Below are 20,076 nucleotides of genomic sequence, written 5' to 3'. Positions count from 1 at the left end.
GTTCGTAACTTGCAACTTCTCGTCGTCTTATTGCGTCGATCTGCTCTCACACTTTAGAGTGACCGCAATCACGTGACAGCCGTCGCGACCCCGAAAAGAGGCTTGAGATGAGCAGTCCCTGGTCCCGATCCGTGTCCCGCCGCACGTTGTGCCTGCTCGCCGCCGGTGGCCTGGCCCTGGGCCTGGCCGCCTGCGGTGACGGTGACACCGCCGCCCAGACCGGCGGCAAGGTGAAGATCACGGTCACCGGCCAGCCGCCGACCAGCCAGCCGTTCGAGCGCGGCGTGTTCGACGCCGACGTCAAGGAGTTCGAGGCTTCCCACCCGAACATCCAGATCGAGCCCCACGAGGGGTTCATGGACCCGAAGACGTTCTCCGCGAAGCTCGCGGGCGGGCAGCTCGAGGACGTCTACTACGTCTACTTCACCGACCCGGCGCAGATCATCGCGCGGCACCAAGCCGCCGACATCACGGAAGCCGCGAAGAGCGTTCCGCACGTCAACGACATCAAGCCGGAACTGCTGGACAACTTCCGCGACGCGAACGGCAAGCTCTACGGCCTGCCGACGATGAACTACACGATGGGCCTGCTCTACAGCCGCCCGCTGTTCCAGAAGGCCGGGCTCGACCCCGACAAGCCGCCGGCGACCTGGGACGAGGTCCGCGCCGACGCGCAGAAGATCGCCGCGCTCGGCAACGGCGTCGTCGGGTACGCCGACTACAGCAAGAACAACCAGGGCGGCTGGCACATGACCGGCTGGATGTACTCGATGGGCGGCGACATCGCCCGCAAAGACGGCGACAAGTGGGTCGCCGACTTCGACAACGAGAAGGGCAAGCAAGCCCTGCAGTACCTGCACGACATGCGCTGGACCGACAACTCGATGGGCGCCAAGCAGCTTCTCGAAGCCACCGACGTGCAGCGCATGATGGGCGCCGGCCAGCTCGGCATGTACATGGCCGCCCCGGACAACGTTCCCGTGCTGGTCAAGCAGTTCAACGGCAAGTACGAGGACTACGGCGTCGCCGGCATGCCCGGCGGCCAGGGCACGCTGCTCGGCGGCGAGGGCTACATGATCAACCCGAAGGCCTCGCCGGAGAAGGTCAAGGCCGGCCTCGAGTGGATCCAGTGGAAGTACCTCAACCCGGACCGCTTCGAGAAGCACATCCAGCAGTACGTGGACGGCAAGCAGCCGGTCGGCCTGCCCGCCGAGCCGACCCCGGACGTCTGGACGGGCTCGGTCCGCGAGCAGCAGCTGGCCCTGAAGGCCAAGTACGCCAACGTTCCCGCGAAGAACTACCAGTCCTACGTGGACACGACCAGCAAGATCAAGGGCAGCATCGAACCGCCCAACGCGCAGCAGATCTACGCCGCGCTCGACAGCGTGATGCAGGCCGTGCTGACCGACCAGAACGCGAACCTCGACCAGCAGCTGTCGTCCGCGTCGTCGAAGGTCAACAGTGTCCTCGCCCAGGTCAAGTAGCCTGCTCGCCTGGCCCGCGACGTCTTCGTCGCGGGCCAGGCGGCCGGTCGCCTCCCCGGAAGAACGCCGCCGGACCCGGCTCAAGCGCAAGGTCAAGGAGAACCTCACCGCGTACGGCCTGCTCTGCGCCGCGCTCGTGGTGTTCGCCCTGTTCTCGTGGTACCCGATCATCCGCGGCGTGCTGCTGAGCTTCCAGCAGGTCGACTTCGTCAACGCGCCGACGTGGGTCGGCTTCGACAACTTCAAGCGGCTCTTCGCGGACCCGCTGTTCGGCGTCGCCTGGCGCAACACGCTGCTGTTCACCGGGCTCGCGCTGGTCTTCGGGTTCGCCGTCCCGTTCCTCACCGCGGTGCTGCTCAACGAGATCCGGCACGCGAAGGCGTTCTTCCGGCTGGCCGTCTACCTGCCGGTGATGCTGCCGCCGGTCGTGACGGCGCTGATGTGGAAGTGGTTCTACGACCCGGGTCCCGGCCTGTTCAACTCCGCGCTCGGCGCGGTCGGCCTGCCCGGCGGCCAGTGGCTGGACTCGAGCAGCACCGCGATGCTGTCGCTGGTCTTCGTCTCGACGTGGGCCAACATGGGCAGCACCACGCTGATCTACCTGGCCGCGCTCGGCACGATCCCCGGCGAGCTCTACGAAGCCGCGGAGCTGGACGGCGCCGGGCTGTGGAAGCGCCTGCGGCACGTCACGTTCCCGCAGACGCGGTTCGTCCTGCTGGTGCTGCTCCTGCTGCAGATCGTCGCGACCATGCAGGTGTTCACCGAGCCGTACGTGATGACCGGCGGCGGCCCGGACGACTCGACGGTCACCGTGCTCCTGCTGCTCTACCGCTACGCCTTCGTCTACAACGACTTCGGGTCGGCGAGCGCGATGAGCCTGCTGCTGTTCGTGGCGCTCGGCGTGTTCTCGGCGTGGTACGTCCGGCTGACGCGGAAGGCGGACCAGTCATGAGGACCCTCGTTTCGCCCAGCGCGTTGCGCAGCCCGCGCGGCAAGGTCGTCTACGGCGTCGTCTTCGCGTGCACGCTCGCGATCTTCATCCTGGCCTTCATGTTCCCGCTCTACTGGGCGGTCACCGGCGCGCTGAAGTCACCGCAGGAACTGGCCGCGACGCCGGCGACGCTCGTCCCGCACGAGTGGCACCCGGAAACCTTCGGCGACGCGTGGAGCCAGCTGAACCTCGGCAAGTACTTCCTCAACACGCTCGTCGTCGCGGGCGGCGCGTGGCTGGCGCAGCTGGCCATCGACGTCCCGGCCGCGTTCGCGCTGTCGAAGCTGCGGCCCAAGTTCGGCAACGTCGTGCTCGGGCTGATGCTGGCCACGCTCATGCTGCCGGCCACGGCCCTGCTGGTGCCGACGTACGTGACGGTGACGGACCTGCCGCTGGTGCACCTCAACCTGATCAACTCGCCGACCGCCGTCTGGCTGCCGGCGGCGGCGAACGCGTTCAACATCTACCTGCTGAAGCGGTTCTTCGACCAGATCCCGGACGAGCTCATCGAAGCGGCGCGCATCGACGGCGCCGGGCCGGTGCGCACGCTCTGGCGGATCATCCTGCCGATCTCGCGGCCGATCCTGGCCGTGGTGTCGATCCTCGCGGTGGTCACCGCGTGGAAGGACTTCATCTGGCCGCTGCTGGTGTTCCCGGACACCGAAAAGCAGACGCTCTCGGTGATGCTGCAGCGGGTGGCGATCGACATGCCGCTCAACGTGCTCGTCGCCGGCATGGTGCTGGCCAGCCTGCCGATGGTGGCGCTGTTCCTGGCGTTCCAGCGGCAGATCCTCGCCGGGCTGACCGCCGGCAGCATCAAGGGCTGAGGCCTTCCCAACAAACAGGAGGGGCACTTTCGTGACCGACAAGACCGGCTGGTGGCGGAGCGCGGCGATCTACCAGGTCTACATCCGCAGCTTCGCGGACGGCAACGGCGACGGCGTCGGCGACCTCGCCGGCGTCCGCGCCCGGCTGGACCACCTGGCCGACCTGGGGATCGACGCGATCTGGTTCACCCCGTGGTACCCGTCCCCGATGGACGACGGCGGCTACGACGTCGCCGACTTCCGCGACATCGAACCGCTCTTCGGCACGCTCGCCGAAGCCGAGGAGCTGATCGCCGAGGCCCACGCCCGGAACATCCGGGTGATCATCGACATCGTGCCCAACCACTGCTCCGACGAGCACCGCTGGTTCCAGGCCGCGCTGGCCGCGGGCCCGGGATCGCCCGAGCGGCAACGGTTCTGGTTCCGGCCCGGCCGCGGCCCGGACGGCAGCGAGCCGCCGAACAACTGGAAGTCGCGCTTCGGCGGGTCCGCGTGGACGCGCGTACCGGACGGCGAGTGGTACCTGCACCTCTACAGTTCTCGCCAGCCCGACTTCAACTGGGACAACCCCGAAATCCGCACGGAGTTCGAGGACGTGCTGCGGTTCTGGTTCGACCGCGGGGTCGACGGCTTCCGCATCGACGTCGCCGACGGCCTGGTCAAGGACCCGGCCCTGCCGGACGTCGAGGAGGGCGACGAGACGCCGTTCTCCGACCAGGAGGGCCTGCACGAGATCTACCGCTCGTGGCGCAAGATCGTCGACAGCTACCCGGGCGAGCGCGTGCTGGTCGGCGAGATGTGGCTGGCGGACATGTCCCGGGCGGCGCGCTACCTGCGCCGCGACGAGCTGCACTCGGCGTTCAACTTCGACTTCCTGGTCTGCCCGTGGGACGCGGCGCGCTTCCGCGACGTCATCGACCGGACACTGCGGGCGCACGACGAGGTCGGCGCGCCGGCGGCGTGGGTGCTGTCGAACCACGACGTCACGAGGCACGTGACGCGGTACGGCCGGCAAGGCGACACGGGGTTCTCGTTCGCGAACCGGCTGCACGAGCTGCCGGTGGACCTCTCGCTCGGTACCCAGCGGGCGCGGGCGGCGGCGCTGCTGACGCTGGCGCTGCCCGGCGGCCTGTACGTCTACCAGGGCGAAGAGCTGGGGCTGTGGGAGATCCTGGACATCGCCGACGAGCTGAGGCAGGACCCGGTGTGGTCCCGCACGAACGGCGCCGACCCGGGCCGCGACGGCTGCCGCGTCCCGATCCCCTGGTCGGGCGACGAGCCCCCGTTCGGCTTCGGCTCCGGCGGCGCGTGGCTGCCGCAGCCGGCGGAGTGGAAGGCGTACACGGCCGCGGCCGAAGCGGCGGATCCGGACTCGATGCTGTCCCTGTATCGAGCGGGCCTGCGGCTCCGGCGCGACCTCCCGGCGGGCGCGCTGGAGTGGCTGTCGCTCGGCGAGGGCGTGCTGGCGTTCCGGATCGGGACGGAGTTCACGTTCGCGCTGAACTTCTCGGCCGCGCCGGTGCCCCTCCCCGCGGGTGAGGTCGTCCTGGCCAGCGGCCCGGTGACGGAGTCCCTGCCGACCGACACGGCGGTCTGGCTGCGCGGCTGAAAGACGCACCGGAGGCCGTCGCCGGGTCAACCCGGCGGCGGCCTCCGGTGGATCAGCCGGAAATCGCTTTGCGCCTCCCGCCGCGATTCGCGATGGTCGGGTGGTGCCCGAACCCCGCTTGGCCGTCCCCGGTGCGCGCTGTCACGCGTCGTTCCTCGACGCCCTGCGCGAGTACCACGACGAGGGTCTGCACACCGACCTAAGGCCGGAGGTCCTGGCCGACCCGGCGGAGTTCCGGCGCTGGGCAACGGAAGTCGTCGCGCCGGCGCGACGCGAGTACTGGTGGGTCGCCGGCGCGCACTTCCTCGGCCGCGCCCGGCTCAACCTGCGGCTCACCGAAGAGCTGACCGAGTTCGGCGGCCACATCGGCTACGACATCCGCCCCACGGCCCGCGGCCGCGGGCACGCCACCGCGCTGTTGCGGGCCGTCCTGGGCGCAGCGCGCGGCGCGGGCATCGAGCGCGCCCTGCTGACCTGTGCCCCGGACAACCACGCCTCCCGCCGCGTGATCGAGCGCAACGGCGGTGCCTTCGCCGACGTCAGCTCGGCCGGGCGCCTGCGCTTCTGGTGCCCGACTCCTACTTCGTGAGCTGCAGGATGTCGATGCCCCGCGCGTTGTCGGCCACGTAGACGTACTTCCCGTGCCAGTAAGCCGCCCACGCGCTCGCGTCACCCGGGCGGTAGTACGCGATCTGACGCGGGTTCGTCGGGTCGCTCACGTCCAGGAACCGCGTGCCCTGCGAGTAGAACGACTGCACCAGGATCTTGCCCCGGACGTCGAAGTAGTGCGCCGAACAGTCGTCCGAGGCCGGGTCGCTGCCCGCCTGGCCGTTGACGCTCCACGTGCCCACGCTCTGCAACCGGAACGGCTGCGAAGGCGTCGAACGCCACCCCTCGCCGTCGTACGAACCCGCCAGCGACGAGATCGTCAGGACGCCGTCGCCCGCGCAGCCGTCGACGAAGTTCTCCTCCGTCGCGTAGATCAGGTCCTGGCCGCGCCACGCGCCGTCGCCGATGCGGTGGCCCGCCGGGTGGAAGCTGTTGTGCATGAAGCGCGAGGGCGCCGCCGTCTCGGCGATGCCGCCACCGGCGTACGGGATCGGCTCGTGCGCCGTCGCGCGGCGGATCTTCCCCGCGACCGGATCGCGGTGGACGCCGGACGTCCAGTAGCCGCGCACGCCGCCGCGGCCGGACACCCAGGCCACGCCGTCGTCGTCCACCTGGACGTCGTGGACGTAGTCGGTCTTGCCGTCGTTGCGGGCCAGCTCGATGGGCTGCGGGTTCACCTTCGGGTGCCGCGGGTCGCGCACGTCGGTGACCCAGATCGGGCGCCCGCCCCAGTCGGCGGGCTGGTCGTCGGCCTTCGCCGGGCCACCCGTCCACAGGTAGCGGCAGCCGTCGACGCAGCTGGTCGTGTGGCCGGCCGGGACCTTCGTGTAGCTGAGGATCGCCGGGGCCTCGGGCTTCGAGACGTCGACGACGTAGATGCCGGACTCGCCGGTGTGCGTCGTGCCGCCGAACGCGCGCGGGTCGCGGGAGAGGAACACCAGCTTGCGGTTCTGGTCGACCTCGGTGTCCTCGGTCTCCCACAGCCCCGGCAGGCTGACCTGCCCGACCAGCCTCGGCGCGGCCGGGTTCTTCGTCAGGTCGTAGACCTTGAGCCCGAACTCGCCGGACACGACCATGACGTCGCGGCGGCCGTAGTCGAGGAAGTTGACCGAGATGGCGCCGACGGCGTCCGGCACGCTGCCGACGGCCTTGACGTTCTTGATCGCCCCCGGGTCGCCCAGGGTGCGCGCGGCCGGGACCGCGGGTTTGTCGTCCTCGCCGCAGGCGGCGGCCGGCAGCCCGGTCGCGACCAGCGTGGCGCTGACGGTGACGGCGGCGAAGCACGACCGGAGCCAGGTGCGCACGAAACCTCCCAGAACGCGTGTCCAGCGAACGGTACGACGGAGATCAACCGGACACAACCACCTTTGGTTGCCTCCTGACTGGTAGGACTGGCCCATGCGCCTGTTCGCCCTGCTCGCCGTCGTGGCCCTCGCCGTCACGGGCTGTTCCGGCTCCGATCCGGCCCGGCCCGGTGTCCTGTCCGTCGGCCTCCGGGAGCCCGCGACGCTCCTGCCCGCCGACGTCACCGACCAGGCGGGCCGGCTGGTGACCGGCGCGCTGTGGACGCCGCTGGCCGACTACGACGCGGCGACCGGGAAGGTCACACCGCGCGCGGCCGAGTCGGTCGAGAGCACCGACCGGGTGCACTGGACGGTCAAGCTGCGGCCGGCGAAGTTCCACGACGGCACCCCGGTCACCGCGCAGTCCTATGTAGACACTTGGCGAGCGGTCGCCGCTTCGCAGTGGGCGTCGGCATCGGTGTTCACGAAGTTGTTGCGCGCACGGGAGATCACGGCGTCCACTTCGGACACGATCACGCTCGTCCTGGACCGGCCGTCGGGCCAGGTGCCCGCACTGCTGTCGGCGCCGGGCCTGGTACCACTGCCCGCGTCGGTGCTCGCGTCCCGCGACTGGGCCGGCTTCGCGAAAGCGCCGATCGGCAACGGCCCGTACCGGCTCGACGGCCCGTGGCGCCCCGGCTCGGGCGGCACGCTGAAGCGCGTCGGTTCCGGGAAGGCCGAGGAGATCGACCTGCTCGTCGGCGATCCGGCGGCCCAGTACGACGCGGTCAAGGCGGGCACGCTCGACCTCGCGACCGAGGTCCCGGGCCAGAAGCACGACGCGATGCACGCCGACTTCGGCGACGACCACCACGCGACCTGGGCACTGCCGCGAGCCGGCTACCTGGCGTTCCCGGTGGCGAACCCCCGTTTCGCCGACGCAACGGTCCGTCACGGCTTCGCGTTCGGCATCGACCGCGCGGCCCTCGAAGCGGGTCCGCTCGCGCACCAGGCCGACCCGGCCAAGGCACTGCTGCCCCCGGCGGACGCGCCCGGCGAGCGATCGGGCACGTGCCGCCCGTGCAGCTTCGACGCGGCGGCCGGGAAGGCGTTGCTGAAGCAAGCTTCCTTCCCGGGCGGCGCGACTGTCTACTTCAGACCCGACACCGAGGAGTGGACCCGCGCACTCGTGGTCGGGCTGCACAAGTCCCTGGACGTATCGGTGACGGCCCAGCCCGCCCCCGGCGCGGCGGACGGACCGTCCACACTGGACGTATCCCTGGCCACGGCGAGCCCGTACGAGCTGCTGTCCCTGCTGGCTTCGACGTCCGACTACACCGACGAGGTGTTCCGCCAGAACCTTTCGCTGGCCGACGCGGCGGCCACGCCGGAGGAGGCGGGCGAGCTGTACCGGCTGGCGGAGAACCAGCTGCTGCGCGACCTCCCGGTGGCCCCGCTGTGGTCGGGCCACGGCCACGCGGTGTGGTCGTCGCGGGCCCACGACGTCACGACGACGCCGTTCACCGGCCCGGTGCTCGTGGGGATCGGGGTCTCGTGACCTGGGACCCCGCGCCGCTGCCGGAGGTGGATCGCGCGGCGGCCACGCGATCGAGCCGGCGGTGGGACACGCGTTCCGGCCGCACGCCGACATCGACGACGTGTGGTGCCGCCCGTCGGCGCCGTGGCGGATCCAGGTGACGCTCGACGAGTCCGAAGGGAACGAGTGGGTTTCCCGTCGCAAGGCCGCCGGCACCGGCCCCAAGGACGAACAGGACTTCGCCGCCGGGCTCGGAGGTCGCTAGCGCGTGGCCGTGGTCCCGTTCGGCTGCATGGGTCCCGGCCCTGGTGACCACCAGCCCCAGACGGTCTCCTCGCCGTGCACGACGTGGGGTGGCTGCCCGGTGGCGTACGGCTGGACGCGCATCAGCTGGCCCCACGGCTGCCCCGGCGCCCCCTCCAGGTAACTCGGCACTTCGGGCTGGTCGGCCACCTCTTCGAGCCAGCCGAGCGGGCCGCCGTGGGCGCTGCTCGCCCAGTTCGCCTCCGACTGGAGGGTGCCGGCGGTGATCCGGTACACAGGTACCTCGGAGATCCCGTCGTGCGACGCCACGGGGTTCATGCGCGGGTACACGAAGGCCGCCGGCCAGTCGAGGTAAACCGGTGCGGCTCCGACCCGCTGGGTCAGCGTCGTGAACGTCGGAATGCGCGGCGCCGTCACGGCGACCCAGCCGTCCGGGGTGACGTCGTCGTCCTTCGCGACCACGCGGACCAGCGTGACGTCCTTCGGCAGGTCACCGATCCCGATCCGCTCGTCGGCCCACTTGCCGGTGCTCGACGGGTCACCGCTCGATTCGGTGTCCGACCCCGGGGCGTGCACCTGGTCCGACTTGACGACCTCGACCCCCGCCGAGGTCCGCGTGCCGAACTCGAACCAGACGCTCTCCGCCTTGCCGGCCTTGGCCGCCACCGCGACCGCGAGCTGCGCGTCCGCCCGGTTGCCCGGCAGCTGGTACCAGGACGTGCGCAGGCGGCCGGTCCGCTCCTCGGCGCCGTAGCTGCTCCACATCGGCAGGGTGCTCGTGCTCAGCCCGTTCGGCGGGTTGTCCAGCGGGTCGTCGCCGGACTTCGCCCCCGTGTGGAACCCGGCGGAAGTCGTGTCGTTGTCCTGGTCGGCCGGCGGCAGCCCCGGCTTGGCCGGCCGCTGCCCGGCCGGCGCGGTCCGCGCCGAAACCGGCTTGAGCACGCTCGAGGCCGGGTCCTTCTCGACCATGACGTGGTCGGAAAGGTTGCCGCTGCTGGTGAACAGGTGCGCCACGTTCGCGGCGCCGAGGCTGTAGCTGTGCCACTGCTTCTGGATCGCCTTGCCCATGCCGGCGAATTCGAACGCCACGACCACGCCGCACACCACGACGAGCGAGAGCGAACCGAGCTTCAGCGCGCGCAGCCGTCGTTCCCGCGTCGGCGGTGGCAGCGGCCCCGGCCGCTGCGCCCGCACGTTCTCCACGAACGCGATCACCGCGGCGACCGCCGCCGCGAGCAGCAGCAGGGTCGACAGGTGGTAGCCGTGCAGCGACGGCGCCTTGTCGAACCACGGCACACCGATGCTCGAGACGAACCAGTACGCGTTCGGCCCGGTCACCGCGAGCGCGGCCACCACCAGCAGCCCGGCCGTGAACGCGGCCCGGTTGCGCTTCGACCGCAGCACCGCCGAGCTCGTGGCGAGCGCGGTGAGCGCGGCCATCGCCGAACCGACCGCCGCGAACGCGCCGAAGTGGTGCGTCCACTTGGTCGGGGTCAGCGCCAGCAGGAGGAAGAACAACGCGGTGGTACCGATCAACCGCCGGGCCGGGCCGAGCGCGGCGCCCTGGATCCGGCCGCGCCGCAGCAGCACGACCAGGCAGGTGCCGGTGCACAGGATGAGCAGCAGCACCGGGAACCGCCGCGTCAGCGAGCCGTCGGCGTTGTCGGAGAACAGCAGCTGGTACCGCGAAAGCTCGTTGTACCAGGGTTCGCTCGGGCCGACCGTGCCGCGCAACCGGGTCGCCTCCGCCACGGTGGCGAACGTCTGGTCGACGAACACGACGACGAGCACGATGAGCCCGGCCGCCGCGATCGGCGCGAGGACCGCCGTCCAGCCCGCTTCCCGCACCCGGGCGCGCAGCAGGTGGACCAGCGGGCGCGCGGCCACCAGGAAGGGCGCCACGGCGATCAGGGCGGTCGGGGTCGCGGCGAGGGCGAACGCGGCGGCCACCAGGCCGAGGCACAGCGGCAGCAAGCGCCGCGTGACGAGCGCCCGTTCGACCGCGCACAGCGCGAGCAGCGAGCCCAGCGCGGCCCACGGCTCGGGGCGCACCCCGTTGTTGAACGGCAGCCACCAGACGAGGAACACCATCGCCGCGGCCCAGCTCGCCGCCGGGCTCTGGCGGACCTGGTTGCCCAGCCGCGGGATGACCTCGCGGCTGATCAGCAGCCAGCAGATCACGCCGATGAGGAACGACGGCAGCCGGATCCACGGCGGCACCGTGGAGACCGTCGCCATCAGCTCGTAGATGTGGTCGTTCCAGCCGAACGGCGCCTCGGCGACCCCGAACCACCGGTGGTAGTTGGTCAGGTAGCCGACCTGCGACGCCACTCTGGCCATGGTCAGGATGTAGCCGTCGTCGGAGGTCCCCGGCCCGATGAAGACCCAGGCGCCGAGCACTCCGACGACCGTGAAGTCCCGTTTGGTGAGCTTCCACCAGCCGACCGGCGCCCAGCGGGGCGCCCGCCGCGCGCCGCCGCGGTCGAGCCGGTTCACCGCGATCAGGCAGCCGATCAGCGCGAGCACGCTGACGATGCCGACCCCGCTCTTCAACGCGGTAGGCGCGGACTGGTAGCGGGTGTCCGGGGTGATCGACACGCGCAGCCCGGCGATCGGATCGCTCGCCGCCGTGATGTCGGTGTAGATCCCGACGACCCGCGGGCGCACGTCGCCGCCCGCGTCGTACACGGGCGTGCCGCCGACGGTCAGCGTGGTGTGCGTCGCCGACGAGGAGAACCGGACGTCGCACCCGGTCGCGGGCAGCGGCTGGCTGGCGACCTGCTGGCCGCGGCCGAACGCGGTCAGCACCCCGTGCTCGACCCGCAGGAACATCCCGGCACCGTTCCCGGTGCGCGCGCCCGGAACGGTGGAGAACAGGGTGGCGCCGCCCGGCTTGCGCGCGTCGACCGCCCGGATCGTCGGGCACGGCAGGTCGGCGCGCATGTCCTGCGCCCAGTAGGCCGTGAGCGGGGCGTTCACCGAGCGGGTGTCGGTGCCGGTGGGCCAGGTGATCTCGGCGGTGTCCTGCACCACCGGGAGCAAGGGGGAGGCGAGCGCGCAGCCCGCGGCGAGAATTCCCAGCACGATCACCAGCCGGCGCCACCACCGGGTATTCGTCCGGTTCGCGGCGCCGGTGCCGGGTCGCCCTGAATGGGGCACCTCGGCGGAGATGAACGTGGATATTCCGCCGACCGTCTGCATCGGGCGGACGGTATCACGCTGTTCGAGGGTGGATCGGAACCCCTCCGAACCGATCCCGATCGACTGGCGCCGCGCGAGCGGCACTGCGGTTTCCCTTGCTGCGCCTTACAATTGCGGGCCGCACCGCTCGCCGGTGAATTCGGTGCGAACATCCGGCGACCGTGCCGGAGGATTGTGAACGGCGCGTTTCGGAATATCCGTACAAGCGGGAATTCGGGCGCGCTAACCGCGTCCGATGAACGGCATCGTGGTCGCGGTGATGGTGAGGAACTGCACATTGGCGTCCAGCGGTAACCCCGCCATATACCGCACGGCATCCGCGACGTGCTCGACGTCGAACGTCGGCTCCGCCACGACCCGGCCGTCCGCCTGGGGGATGCCCGCCGCCATCCGCTCGGTCATCTCCGTGGCGGCGTTGCCGATGTCGATCTGGCCGCACGCGACGTTCCACGCGCGGCCGTCCAGGGAAATCGAGCGGGTGAGGCCGGTCACAGCGTGCTTCGTCGCCGTGTAGGCGACGCTCGCGGGGCGCGGGACGTGCGCGGAGATGGATCCGTTGTTGACGATCCGCCCGCCGCGCGGGTCCTGGTCGCGCATGAGCCGGACCGCCTGCCGCGCGCAGAGGAACATCCCGGTGAGGTTGACGTCGACGGTCCGCTTCCAGTCCCCGACGGACAGATCCGCGACGGTCCCGGCGGCCCCGATGCCGGCGTTGTTGAAGAGCAGGTCGAGCCGCCCCCACTGCTTGCGCACCGCGGCGAACAAGGCGACAACCGAGTCCTCGTCGGCAACGTCGGTGGGCACGACGAGAGCGCCGTCGAAGCCGGCCGCGGTTTCCTCGAGAGCGGAAGCGCGCCGCCCGGCCAGGGCGACGGACCAGCCGTCGGTCAGCAGGGCGCGGGCCACCGCCCGCCCGATCCCCGACCCGGCTCCGGTGACCACCGCTGTCTTCGCCACTTCGCCTCCTAGACTGCGTCCATGGGACTTCGCGAGAGTTTCCGAGCCGGGCTCGCCCGGCAACTCGGCCACCCTAGTGGCCTGCGGGGCCGGATCGTCGGCGCGATGCTCAACCGCCGGAACCGGGCGGCGGTGGTGAAGGCGGTCGCGGCGCTCGAGCTGACCGGCGGCGAAACGGCGGTCGACATCGGATTCGGCGGCGGGCTCGGCCTCACCCTCCTGCTCGGCGAAGCCCGGGCCGTGCATGGCGTGGACGTCTCGGCGACGATGCTCGACCGGGCGCGGACGGCGTTCCGCGAGGAGATCGCGGCCGGGCGGCTGGTGCTCAGCGAGGGGTCGATGACGGCGCTGCCGCTGGACGCCGGTTCGGCCGACGCGATCGTCTCGACGAACACGATCTACTTCGTCGACGACATCGGGCTCGCGTTCGCCGAAGTCGCCCGGGTGCTCAAGCCAGGTGGCCGGTTCGTCCTGGGCATCGGCGACCCGGAGCTGATGAGCCGGTCCCGGATGCTCACGGACAACGGCTTCCGCATCAGACCGGTGGCCGAGATCGAATCCGCCCTGGACGCGGCCGGACTGGCCGTACGCGGCCACGAGCGGTTCGCGCACAGCGGGCTCGGCTTCCACCTGCTGGTCAGCACGCAGAAATAAAGAGGGCCCGGCGAAAACGCCGGGCCCTCTTCCGCGTAAAACGCTACTTCGGCTGGACACCCAGCGCGGCCAGGGCCGGGCCGGCCATGATCACGCCGTTGCCGGTCACCGTGTCGAACCCGGGCGTGCCCAGGTCGATCGCCGAGGACACCAGCGCCGACCGGATCTCGGCCGGCGTCGCCGTCGGCTTGCCCGACAGCAGCAGGGCCGCGATCGCCGCCGCGTGGGGGGCCGCCGCCGACGTGCCGAAGAACGGCTGGAAGCCCGTCACCGACGTCGACACGCCGTCCGCCGCGGTGATATCCGGCTTGCTGCGGGTCGTGCCGCCCGTCGAGGACACGTTGCCCGGCGTGATCGCCGTGCCGTCCGCGTTGTAGAACAGGTGACGCTTGCCGTCGGAGGAGAAGCGCTCCCACTTGCTCGACGCGCTGAACAGGCCGGGGTACGGGCCGGCCGGGTTGGCCGGGTCACCGGTCTCCAGCGGGCGGGAGAACGCGCCCGCCGCCGGGGCCGCCGCCACGCTGAACGCGTTCGCCGCCGCCGAGTGCCCGTTCGTGACACCGTTGGTGCTGAACGCCTTGAGCGAGCCCGATGCCACGAACCGGCCGCGGATGACGTTCAGCGCGATGAACCGGTCGGCGCCGCTGTACTTGACCACCGCGACCTTGTAGCCGGAGCCGGTGCTGGGCACGTTCGCGATCTCGTACGGGTTCTGCGTGCCGGTCTGGCTGTTCTCGCTCGACGCCACGACGCTGCCCGAGGAGTTCAGGATGAACAGGTCGTAGTCGTTGGCGGACTTGCCCCACGGGTCGGACCAGAACAGCGTCACGGGCTTGCCGAGCGAGCCCGCCGACAGCGCGTCGAAGTTCTGCGTCGTGCTGCTGGGGTCGAAGTCGTGCGGGGTGCCGGTGACGCCGCTGATCTTCGACGAGGACGCGCGGAAGTCGCCCTCGTAGTAGCCGCTGGTGCCGTCGGTCGCGTTGCCCGAGTTGCCGGCCGAGGAGAAGTACAGGACGCCGGCCGCGGTGACGTCGTTGACCGCCTGCGCGACCTGCGTGTCCTGGAACGGCGACTCGTCGAAGTAGGCGACGTCGTCGACGATGATCGTGCAGTGCCCGGTGGTCCGCAGCGCGCGGATGTTCGCGGCGAAGCTGGCCTCGCTGGTGAAAGCGGTGGCAAAGCCGAGGGCGGCGTTCGGCGCGAGGTCGTGGATGATCTCCAGCATCGCGGTGCCCTCGTCGCCGCTGCCCTTCTGGCCGGACAGGACGTCCACAGTGGGCAGTTCGCCGGCGCTCTGCGACTTCGCGAGCGAGTCGACGCCGTCGGAGAGGACGCAGACCTTCACGCCGGATCCACTGACGCCGTAGGTGGCGCGGGCGGTGTCGGCACCGTGGGCCTTGTCGCCTTCGGACACCTGGGTCGCGGCAGCGGCCTGCACGGCGGCATCCCGGTTGCCCGGCTCCCTCCAGGTGGTCGCCTGCGAAGCGGGCCGGACCTCGGCGACATCGGCGCGCCCGGCAATGGCATCGACGGCGGCCAGCGGCAGGTCGGCGCGGACGGCGCCACCCGCGGCATAGCGGACAGAGCCACCGGCGGCCTTGACGGCGTCCGCGACGGCCTGGTCACGGCTGGCGGCGATGTCGACCGAGATTGTGCCGGCGGTGCTGACCCCGACGCCGGAGCGGTAGTCGGGCAGCTTCGCGGCGAGGGACCGGTCGGCCCGCAACCGCTTCTCGACGACGAGCTGGCTCGATTGCTTGCGCTCGGCAGGGGTCAAGCTCTTCTTGATGCTTTGCAGAGCGTTGATGCCCGCCTCGGTCCGCGCGGCGGCGGCGTCCACGGTGGACGGCTGAGCCGCGGAAACCCCCGTGGTCAGCAGCAAGGCGCCAACCGTCAGCGGAACCGCGTGCGCGGCGACCCGGCTGAATCTCACCATCGATTTCTCCCTGAAGGCACTCGGCCGTATGACACCCAACCGGGTGTAATGGGGAGAATCTAAGGAGTGACCGCCCGGTGGTCCACCGACCAAAGTCGGGAACGTACCGGCGCCCACATGCTGGAACGATCAGGCAAACATGAGAACGATTCCACTCGCCGGTCACCAGCTGGGCGAAGCCAGGACGGTGAGCTCGGGCCAGCGTTCCTTCCACCGGGCGGCTTTGCGTTCGAAGACTTCCCGAGGCGCGAGCACGGGATTGGGCCGGACGACCAGGCCGAAGAGATCGTCAAGGCCGTGCGGAGCGTAGAAGTGCCACGAGCCGTCGAGCTCAACCCGAACACCCACGCACGAGCAGACGGCCGGGAAGGAGTCGATCGCCGCCTCGCAGCTGGCAAAGGGCGGCCAGGGAACACCGAACTTGGCTGGATACCAGAGATGCACGCGAGCCTCGTTGCGCACCTGAGTCGTCGATGCCATCAGCGGCACCCCGCCCGGTAAGAACATTCCAGACGGTCTGAACAACACAGCCGGCGGTCAGATACCAGCAAGGAAGAGCGAGATCACGAGCAACAGAGAGCACATCGACAAGCAGATCGTTGCGCAGGAGAAGACCCCGAAGCCGATCGAGGTCTGCCAGGGCAACCACAAGCCCACACCTCCCCGGCCCCGATACGAAGCCGCAGTACACGGCCGGCGAGCCGGGTCAAGGCACGCTTTCCCGCCTTGACCCAACTCGCCGGCCGTAGTGACAATCAGGCATCGGGGCGAAGCACGGAAGTCACATATTGATCATGTGCCCGGCAAGCCCATGAACAGCTTCCTTGACAGCCTCACCCAAAGTCGGATGAGCATGAACGTTCCGAGAAACCTCGTGAACGGTCAAATCCCACTGCTGAGCCAAAGTCAGCTCCGGCAGCAGCTCGGTGACATCAGGCCCGATGAGATGCCCACCGATCAGTTCCCCATACTTGGCGTCACTGATCAGCTTGACGAACCCACCAGCATCCCCCAGCCCCTGAGCCTTCCCATTGGCGGTGAAGGGGAACTTGGCGACGCGAACGTCAAACCCCTTCTCCCGAGCCTGCTCCTCAGTCCACCCGAAACTGGCGATCTGCGGCTGACAGTAAGTAGCCCGCGGAATCATCGGAAAGTCGAGCTCCATCGTCTCGACACCGGCGATGGTCTCCGCGGCGACAACACCCATCGACTCGGAAGCGTGCGCCAGCATCAGCTTCGCGGTCACATCACCGATGGCGAAGATGTGCGGAACGTTGGTGCGCCCCCGCCCATCGATGGCGATGGCACCACGATCGGTAAGAGCAACCCCGGTCTTGTCGAGCCCATACCCCTCGACCCGGGGCTGGAACCCGATGGCCTGAAGAACCTTGTCGGCGGAGAGAACCTGCTGCCCCTCCTTCTCCGACGACACAGTCACCTGCACCGAAGAACCGGAGTCATCGATCGACTCGACCCGAGTCGAGGTGAGCACCTTGATCCCGAGCTTCCGATACCGCCGAGCAAGCTCAGCCGAAACCTCGGCATCCTCCAGCGGCACCATCCGATCGAGAAACTCGACGATGGTGACGTCGACACCGTAGTTGCGCAGTACGTAAGCGAACTCGACCCCGATGGCGCCGGCACCGGCGATCACGATGCTCGAAGGCAGCTCACTGGACAGGATCTGCTCTTCGTAAGTAACCACGCGCGAACTGAGCGAAGTCCCCGGAAGCAACCGGGTGGTAGCCCCGGTGGCGATGATGCAGTGGTCGAAGGTGATCTGCGAGCCGTTGACCTCGAGGGTGTGGTCGTCGACGAACGTCCCGTGCCCGTCGAACTCGGTGATCTTGTTCTTCTTCATCAAGAAGTGCACGCCCTTGACGCGCCCGTCGGCGACCTTCCGGCTCCGCTCGTAGGCGGCCGTGTAGTCCACCCGGATCGGACTGTCGGAAGAGATCCCGAACGCCGACGCCTCCTGGGTCACGATGTGCGCGAGCTCGGCGTTGCGCAGCAGCGCCTTGGACGGGATGCACCCGACGTTCAGGCACACCCCACCCCAGTACTTCTCCTCGACCACGGCGGCGCTCAGCCCCAGCTGGGACGCGCGGATCGCCGCGACGTAGCCGCCCACCCCGGCCCCCAGCACGACGACATCAAAGTGTTGTGCACTCATGAGCCGAAACTACCCCCATCGAGACGCCCGGGCGGGGTGACGCGGACCTCACGCGGCGACGGGCCGCTCCTCGCCGCGGATCGTCTCCAGCAGCGACGTCACCGCACCCATGATCCGGGCCGTCGCCTCCTCCAGCACCTCGCGGGTGAGCGGGCGGTCGCGCAGGTCCGACAGGTCGACCGGCGGCCCGGCCACGAGCTCGACGGTCTTGCGCGGGAAGCCGCGCGGGAACCACGCCGTCGACGGCAGCAGGCGGTGGGTGCCCCAGTTGGCCACCGGGATCACCGGCGCGCCGGTTTCGAGCGCGGCGCGCACGATGCCCGTCTTGCCGCGCATCGGCCAGCCGTCCGGGTCCGTCGAGAACGTGCCCTCCGGGAAGACGGCGACGCATTCACCGGCCCGCACGGACGACACCAGGTCGCGGTAGGCCTCGGCGGCCGTCGCCGCGCCGCGGTACACCGGGATGTGCCGACCCGAGCGCATCACGCGCCCGACCACCGGCAGGTTCCACAAGGACGCCTTCGCCAGGTACCGCGGCACGCGGCCGGCGGCGAGGCAGAACGCCGTGAGCGTCGTCGGGTCGGCGAACGACAGGTGGTTCGACGCCACCAGCACGCCGCCGGTCTTCGGGATGTGGTGCGAGCCCCGCACCCGGAAGCGGGTCGTCTGGACGAGGAACTGCCAGACGACCTCGATCGCGAAGCTGTACCAGGCGCCCCGGCCGGCGCGGGCGAAGCGCCGGCCGTAGGCGATCATCTGGCGTCGGGTGAGCAGCTCACCTTCGGTGTCCAGGGCGGTCCAGCGGTCCATGGCTGTCATTCGTAGCCGACGGACGGCCGGATCGGCCCCCGCGCCCGCGGAACGCGGCGCAGATCACAGTCGCTCGAGCACCACGACCGGGATCTCGCGGTCGGTCTTCTTGGCGTACTCGTTGTAGTCCGGCCAGACGGCGGCGAGCTTTTCCCACAGCTTCGCGCGCTCTTCGCCCTCGGCCGTGCGGGCACGGGCCTTGAACTTGTCGGCCTTGACCTGCACGCCGACCTCGGGGGTCTCGAGGAGGTTGTAGTACCAGCCGGGGTGGTTCGGCGCGCCGCCCTTGGACGCCACGATCACCGGGTTGCCGTCGACTTCCTGGTAGATCAGGGCGAACTTGCGCTCCTGCCCGGTCTTGCGGCCCTTGGTGGTCAGCACGAGCGCCGGGACGCCGTCCCTCCAGTCGTGGCCGACCTCGCCATCGGTCTCCTCGTAGCGGCGGACGTGCTCGTCACCGAACAGCATGCGTGGTTCCTTTCGCGGTCATCAGTGCAGTGGCATACAAACCACTTGAAGGTTCTCCTTGTTTTCAACACACCCGAGGCCCCCGATCTTCCCGCGCATTTCACTCGAACGGGTCAGGTCCCCCGGCCAGCGGCTTCTCCCGGCCCACCCCCCTCCCAGTAGATTGCACCGACCGAGCACGCCGAGACACTCGAGACCGATCTTGGAGGAGCCAGCCATGAAGGCCCGGCCGCACGTGACACTGGAAGACGTGGCACGCAGCGCGAACGTCTCGCTCGCGACGGCGTCGCGGGTGCTCAACGGCACCGCGTCCGTCCGCGCCGACCTGAGGGAGCGCGTTTCCGCCGCCGCGGCCGAGCTGGCCTACGCCCCCAACGCGCACGCGCAGGCGCTCGCCGGGGGCACCCACCGCACGGTCGGCGTGATCTGCCACGACGTCAGCGACCCGTACTTCGCCGCGATCGCCGGCGGGGTGATGCGGGTGGCCACCGACAACGGGCTGCTCGTGATGCTGGCCGGCACCTTCCGCGACCCGGACCGCGAAGTCGCCTACGTCTCGACGCTGCGCGCGCAGCGGGCCGCGGCGATCCTGCTGATCGGTTCGGCGTTCGAGGACCGCGCGTGGGAACGCGCGATGGCCGCCGAGCTCGAGCCCTACCGCCGCGGCGGCGGTCAGGTCGCGGCGGTCAGCCGCCACCGCGGGCTCAAGATCGACACCGTGCAGCCGGACAACAAGGGCGGCGCCGCGGCGCTGGCGAAGGCACTGGTCGGGCTCGGCCACAAGCGGTTCGCCGTGCTGGCCGGACCGCGGAAGCTGAGCACCGTCATCGACCGGCTGGCCGGGTTCACCGACGCGCTCGCCGAACACGGCATCACGCTGCACGAAGACGACGTCGTCGAAGCCGCCTTCACCCGCGACGGCGGCTACGAGGCGACCAAGCGGCTGCTCGCCGGCCGCAAGCGCAAGCTGCCGACCTGCGTCTTCGCCGTCACCGACGTGATGGCGATCGGCGCGATGACGGCGTTGCGCGAGGAAGGCCTGTCCGTTCCCGGGGACATCTCGGTCGCCGGCTTCGACGACATCCCGGTCGTCCGCGACCTCGCCCCGGCGCTGACCACGGTCCGGCTGCCGCTGGAAGAGCTCGGCGAACGGGCGATGGACCTGGCGATCAACGGGGCCGGCGGCACCCGGCCGCGGACCGTCCGGCTGTCGGGCGAAGTCGTCCTGCGGGACAGCACCGCGCGCCCCAAACGCTGACCCGGTCGGGCCTTG

The 20,076-nt window shown here is 70.2% G+C and carries 16 protein-coding genes and 1 pseudogene; 9 read left to right on the top strand and 8 right to left on the bottom strand.

Annotation, left to right across the window (positions count from 1 at the left end):
- Positions 1-107: 107 nt before the first annotated feature.
- From ACZ7OH_RS47905 to ACZ7OH_RS47885, 5 genes are all read left to right on the top strand, one after another.
- Entirely contained in the window at positions 108-1,484 is a 1,377-nt protein-coding gene (locus ACZ7OH_RS47905) for an ABC transporter substrate-binding protein (protein ID WP_470287039.1), read from the top strand.
- Positions 1,462-2,436: a carbohydrate ABC transporter permease gene (locus ACZ7OH_RS47900; protein ID WP_470287038.1), complete on the top strand. Its 975-nt coding sequence runs from the start codon at positions 1,462-1,464 to the stop codon at positions 2,434-2,436. Before ACZ7OH_RS47905 ends, ACZ7OH_RS47900 begins: the two co-directional genes overlap by 23 nt.
- On the top strand, positions 2,433-3,302 hold the full coding sequence (locus ACZ7OH_RS47895; RefSeq protein ID WP_400907868.1) for a carbohydrate ABC transporter permease: 870 nt from the start codon (positions 2,433-2,435) through the stop codon (positions 3,300-3,302). The genes ACZ7OH_RS47900 and ACZ7OH_RS47895 overlap by 4 nt, the downstream gene beginning before the upstream one ends.
- Before the next feature lie 31 nt (positions 3,303-3,333).
- The gene (locus ACZ7OH_RS47890; RefSeq protein WP_470287037.1) at positions 3,334-4,911 is read left to right on the top strand and encodes a glycoside hydrolase family 13 protein; all 1,578 of its coding nucleotides are present in this window, start codon (positions 3,334-3,336) and stop codon (positions 4,909-4,911) included.
- Between the two features lie 103 nt (positions 4,912-5,014).
- The gene (locus ACZ7OH_RS47885; protein WP_470287036.1) at positions 5,015-5,500 is read left to right on the top strand and encodes a GNAT family N-acetyltransferase; all 486 of its coding nucleotides are present in this window, start codon (positions 5,015-5,017) and stop codon (positions 5,498-5,500) included.
- Here the strand turns inward: ACZ7OH_RS47885 and ACZ7OH_RS47880 are convergent.
- On the bottom strand, positions 5,490-6,824 hold the full coding sequence (locus ACZ7OH_RS47880) for an LVIVD repeat-containing protein (RefSeq protein ID WP_470287035.1): 1,335 nt from the start codon (positions 6,822-6,824) through the stop codon (positions 5,490-5,492). The genes ACZ7OH_RS47885 and ACZ7OH_RS47880 overlap by 11 nt on opposite strands.
- Before the next feature lie 94 nt (positions 6,825-6,918).
- Here ACZ7OH_RS47880 and ACZ7OH_RS47875 point away from each other — a divergent pair, with 94 nt between their 5' ends.
- Both ACZ7OH_RS47875 and ACZ7OH_RS47870 read left to right on the top strand, forming a co-directional pair.
- The gene (locus ACZ7OH_RS47875) at positions 6,919-8,361 is read left to right on the top strand and encodes a peptide ABC transporter substrate-binding protein (protein ID WP_470287034.1); all 1,443 of its coding nucleotides are present in this window, start codon (positions 6,919-6,921) and stop codon (positions 8,359-8,361) included.
- A gap of 61 nt (positions 8,362-8,422) precedes the next feature.
- On the top strand, positions 8,423-8,605 hold the full coding sequence (locus tag ACZ7OH_RS47870) for a hypothetical protein (RefSeq protein ID WP_470287033.1): 183 nt from the start codon (positions 8,423-8,425) through the stop codon (positions 8,603-8,605).
- Here ACZ7OH_RS47870 and ACZ7OH_RS47865 read toward each other — a convergent pair.
- Both ACZ7OH_RS47865 and ACZ7OH_RS47860 read right to left on the bottom strand, forming a co-directional pair.
- Positions 8,602-11,805 carry an arabinosyltransferase domain-containing protein gene (locus ACZ7OH_RS47865; protein ID WP_470287032.1) on the bottom strand — a complete coding sequence of 1,068 codons (3,204 nt, stop codon included), beginning with the start codon at positions 11,803-11,805 and terminating at the stop codon, positions 8,602-8,604. The two genes, ACZ7OH_RS47870 and ACZ7OH_RS47865, sit on opposite strands and share 4 nt — an antisense overlap.
- Before the next feature lie 222 nt (positions 11,806-12,027).
- Positions 12,028-12,762: an SDR family oxidoreductase gene (locus ACZ7OH_RS47860; protein ID WP_470287031.1), complete on the bottom strand. Its 735-nt coding sequence runs from the start codon at positions 12,760-12,762 to the stop codon at positions 12,028-12,030.
- 21 nt (positions 12,763-12,783) lie between these two features.
- Between ACZ7OH_RS47860 and ACZ7OH_RS47855 the strand changes: the two genes are divergently transcribed.
- Positions 12,784-13,416 (top strand): class I SAM-dependent methyltransferase, encoded by a 633-nt coding sequence (locus ACZ7OH_RS47855; protein WP_470287030.1) that lies wholly within the window; start codon positions 12,784-12,786, stop codon positions 13,414-13,416.
- Positions 13,417-13,459: 43 nt separating this feature from the next.
- On the opposite strand, the gene ACZ7OH_RS47850 is transcribed toward ACZ7OH_RS47855, so the two are convergent.
- The 5 genes and pseudogenes from ACZ7OH_RS47850 to ACZ7OH_RS47830 all read right to left on the bottom strand — a co-directional run bounded on the left by ACZ7OH_RS47850 (position 13,460) and on the right by ACZ7OH_RS47830 (position 18,803).
- Entirely contained in the window at positions 13,460-15,352 is a 1,893-nt protein-coding gene (locus ACZ7OH_RS47850) for a S8 family serine peptidase (protein ID WP_470287029.1), read from the bottom strand.
- Between the two features lie 162 nt (positions 15,353-15,514).
- Positions 15,515-15,935, bottom strand: a pseudogene (locus ACZ7OH_RS47845) (nucleotidyltransferase family protein).
- A 198-nt stretch (positions 15,936-16,133) separates the two neighbouring features.
- A complete protein-coding gene (gene lpdA / locus ACZ7OH_RS47840; protein ID WP_470287028.1) occupies positions 16,134-17,525 on the bottom strand; it encodes a dihydrolipoyl dehydrogenase in 1,392 nt (463 codons plus the stop codon).
- 48 nt (positions 17,526-17,573) lie between these two features.
- Positions 17,574-18,335 (bottom strand): lysophospholipid acyltransferase family protein, encoded by a 762-nt coding sequence (locus ACZ7OH_RS47835; protein WP_470287027.1) that lies wholly within the window; start codon positions 18,333-18,335, stop codon positions 17,574-17,576.
- 63 nt (positions 18,336-18,398) lie between these two features.
- Positions 18,399-18,803 carry a nitroreductase family deazaflavin-dependent oxidoreductase gene (locus ACZ7OH_RS47830; RefSeq protein ID WP_470287026.1) on the bottom strand — a complete coding sequence of 135 codons (405 nt, stop codon included), beginning with the start codon at positions 18,801-18,803 and terminating at the stop codon, positions 18,399-18,401.
- A gap of 217 nt (positions 18,804-19,020) precedes the next feature.
- On the opposite strand from ACZ7OH_RS47830, the gene ACZ7OH_RS47825 reads away from it, so the two are divergent.
- Positions 19,021-20,061: a LacI family DNA-binding transcriptional regulator gene (locus tag ACZ7OH_RS47825; protein ID WP_470287025.1), complete on the top strand. Its 1,041-nt coding sequence runs from the start codon at positions 19,021-19,023 to the stop codon at positions 20,059-20,061.
- Positions 20,062-20,076 lie beyond the last annotated feature (15 nt).

This window comes from Amycolatopsis sp. NPDC114478 (assembly GCF_055633805.1).
The sequence above is the reverse complement of the archived record's forward strand: the minus strand, read 5'-3'. Positions and strand labels throughout refer to the sequence as shown.

Bases quoted from the DNA above. Each gene is read 5' to 3' on its own strand.
- ACZ7OH_RS47855 (WP_470287030.1), top strand. From the start codon at position 12,784: ATGGGACTTCGCGAGAGTTTCCGAGCCGGGCTCGCCCGGCAACTCGGC.
- ACZ7OH_RS47865 (WP_470287032.1), bottom strand. From the start codon at position 11,805: ATGCAGACGGTCGGCGGAATATCCACGTTCATCTCCGCCGAGGTGCCC.
- ACZ7OH_RS47835 (WP_470287027.1), bottom strand. From the start codon at position 18,335: ATGGACCGCTGGACCGCCCTGGACACCGAAGGTGAGCTGCTCACCCGA.
- ACZ7OH_RS47905 (WP_470287039.1), top strand. From the start codon at position 108: ATGAGCAGTCCCTGGTCCCGATCCGTGTCCCGCCGCACGTTGTGCCTG.
- ACZ7OH_RS47830 (WP_470287026.1), bottom strand. From the start codon at position 18,803: ATGCTGTTCGGTGACGAGCACGTCCGCCGCTACGAGGAGACCGATGGC.
- lpdA (WP_470287028.1), bottom strand. From the start codon at position 17,525: ATGAGTGCACAACACTTTGATGTCGTCGTGCTGGGGGCCGGGGTGGGC.
- ACZ7OH_RS47875 (WP_470287034.1), top strand. From the start codon at position 6,919: ATGCGCCTGTTCGCCCTGCTCGCCGTCGTGGCCCTCGCCGTCACGGGC.
- ACZ7OH_RS47895 (WP_400907868.1), top strand. From the start codon at position 2,433: ATGAGGACCCTCGTTTCGCCCAGCGCGTTGCGCAGCCCGCGCGGCAAG.
- ACZ7OH_RS47850 (WP_470287029.1), bottom strand. From the start codon at position 15,352: ATGGTGAGATTCAGCCGGGTCGCCGCGCACGCGGTTCCGCTGACGGTT.
- ACZ7OH_RS47825 (WP_470287025.1), top strand. From the start codon at position 19,021: ATGAAGGCCCGGCCGCACGTGACACTGGAAGACGTGGCACGCAGCGCG.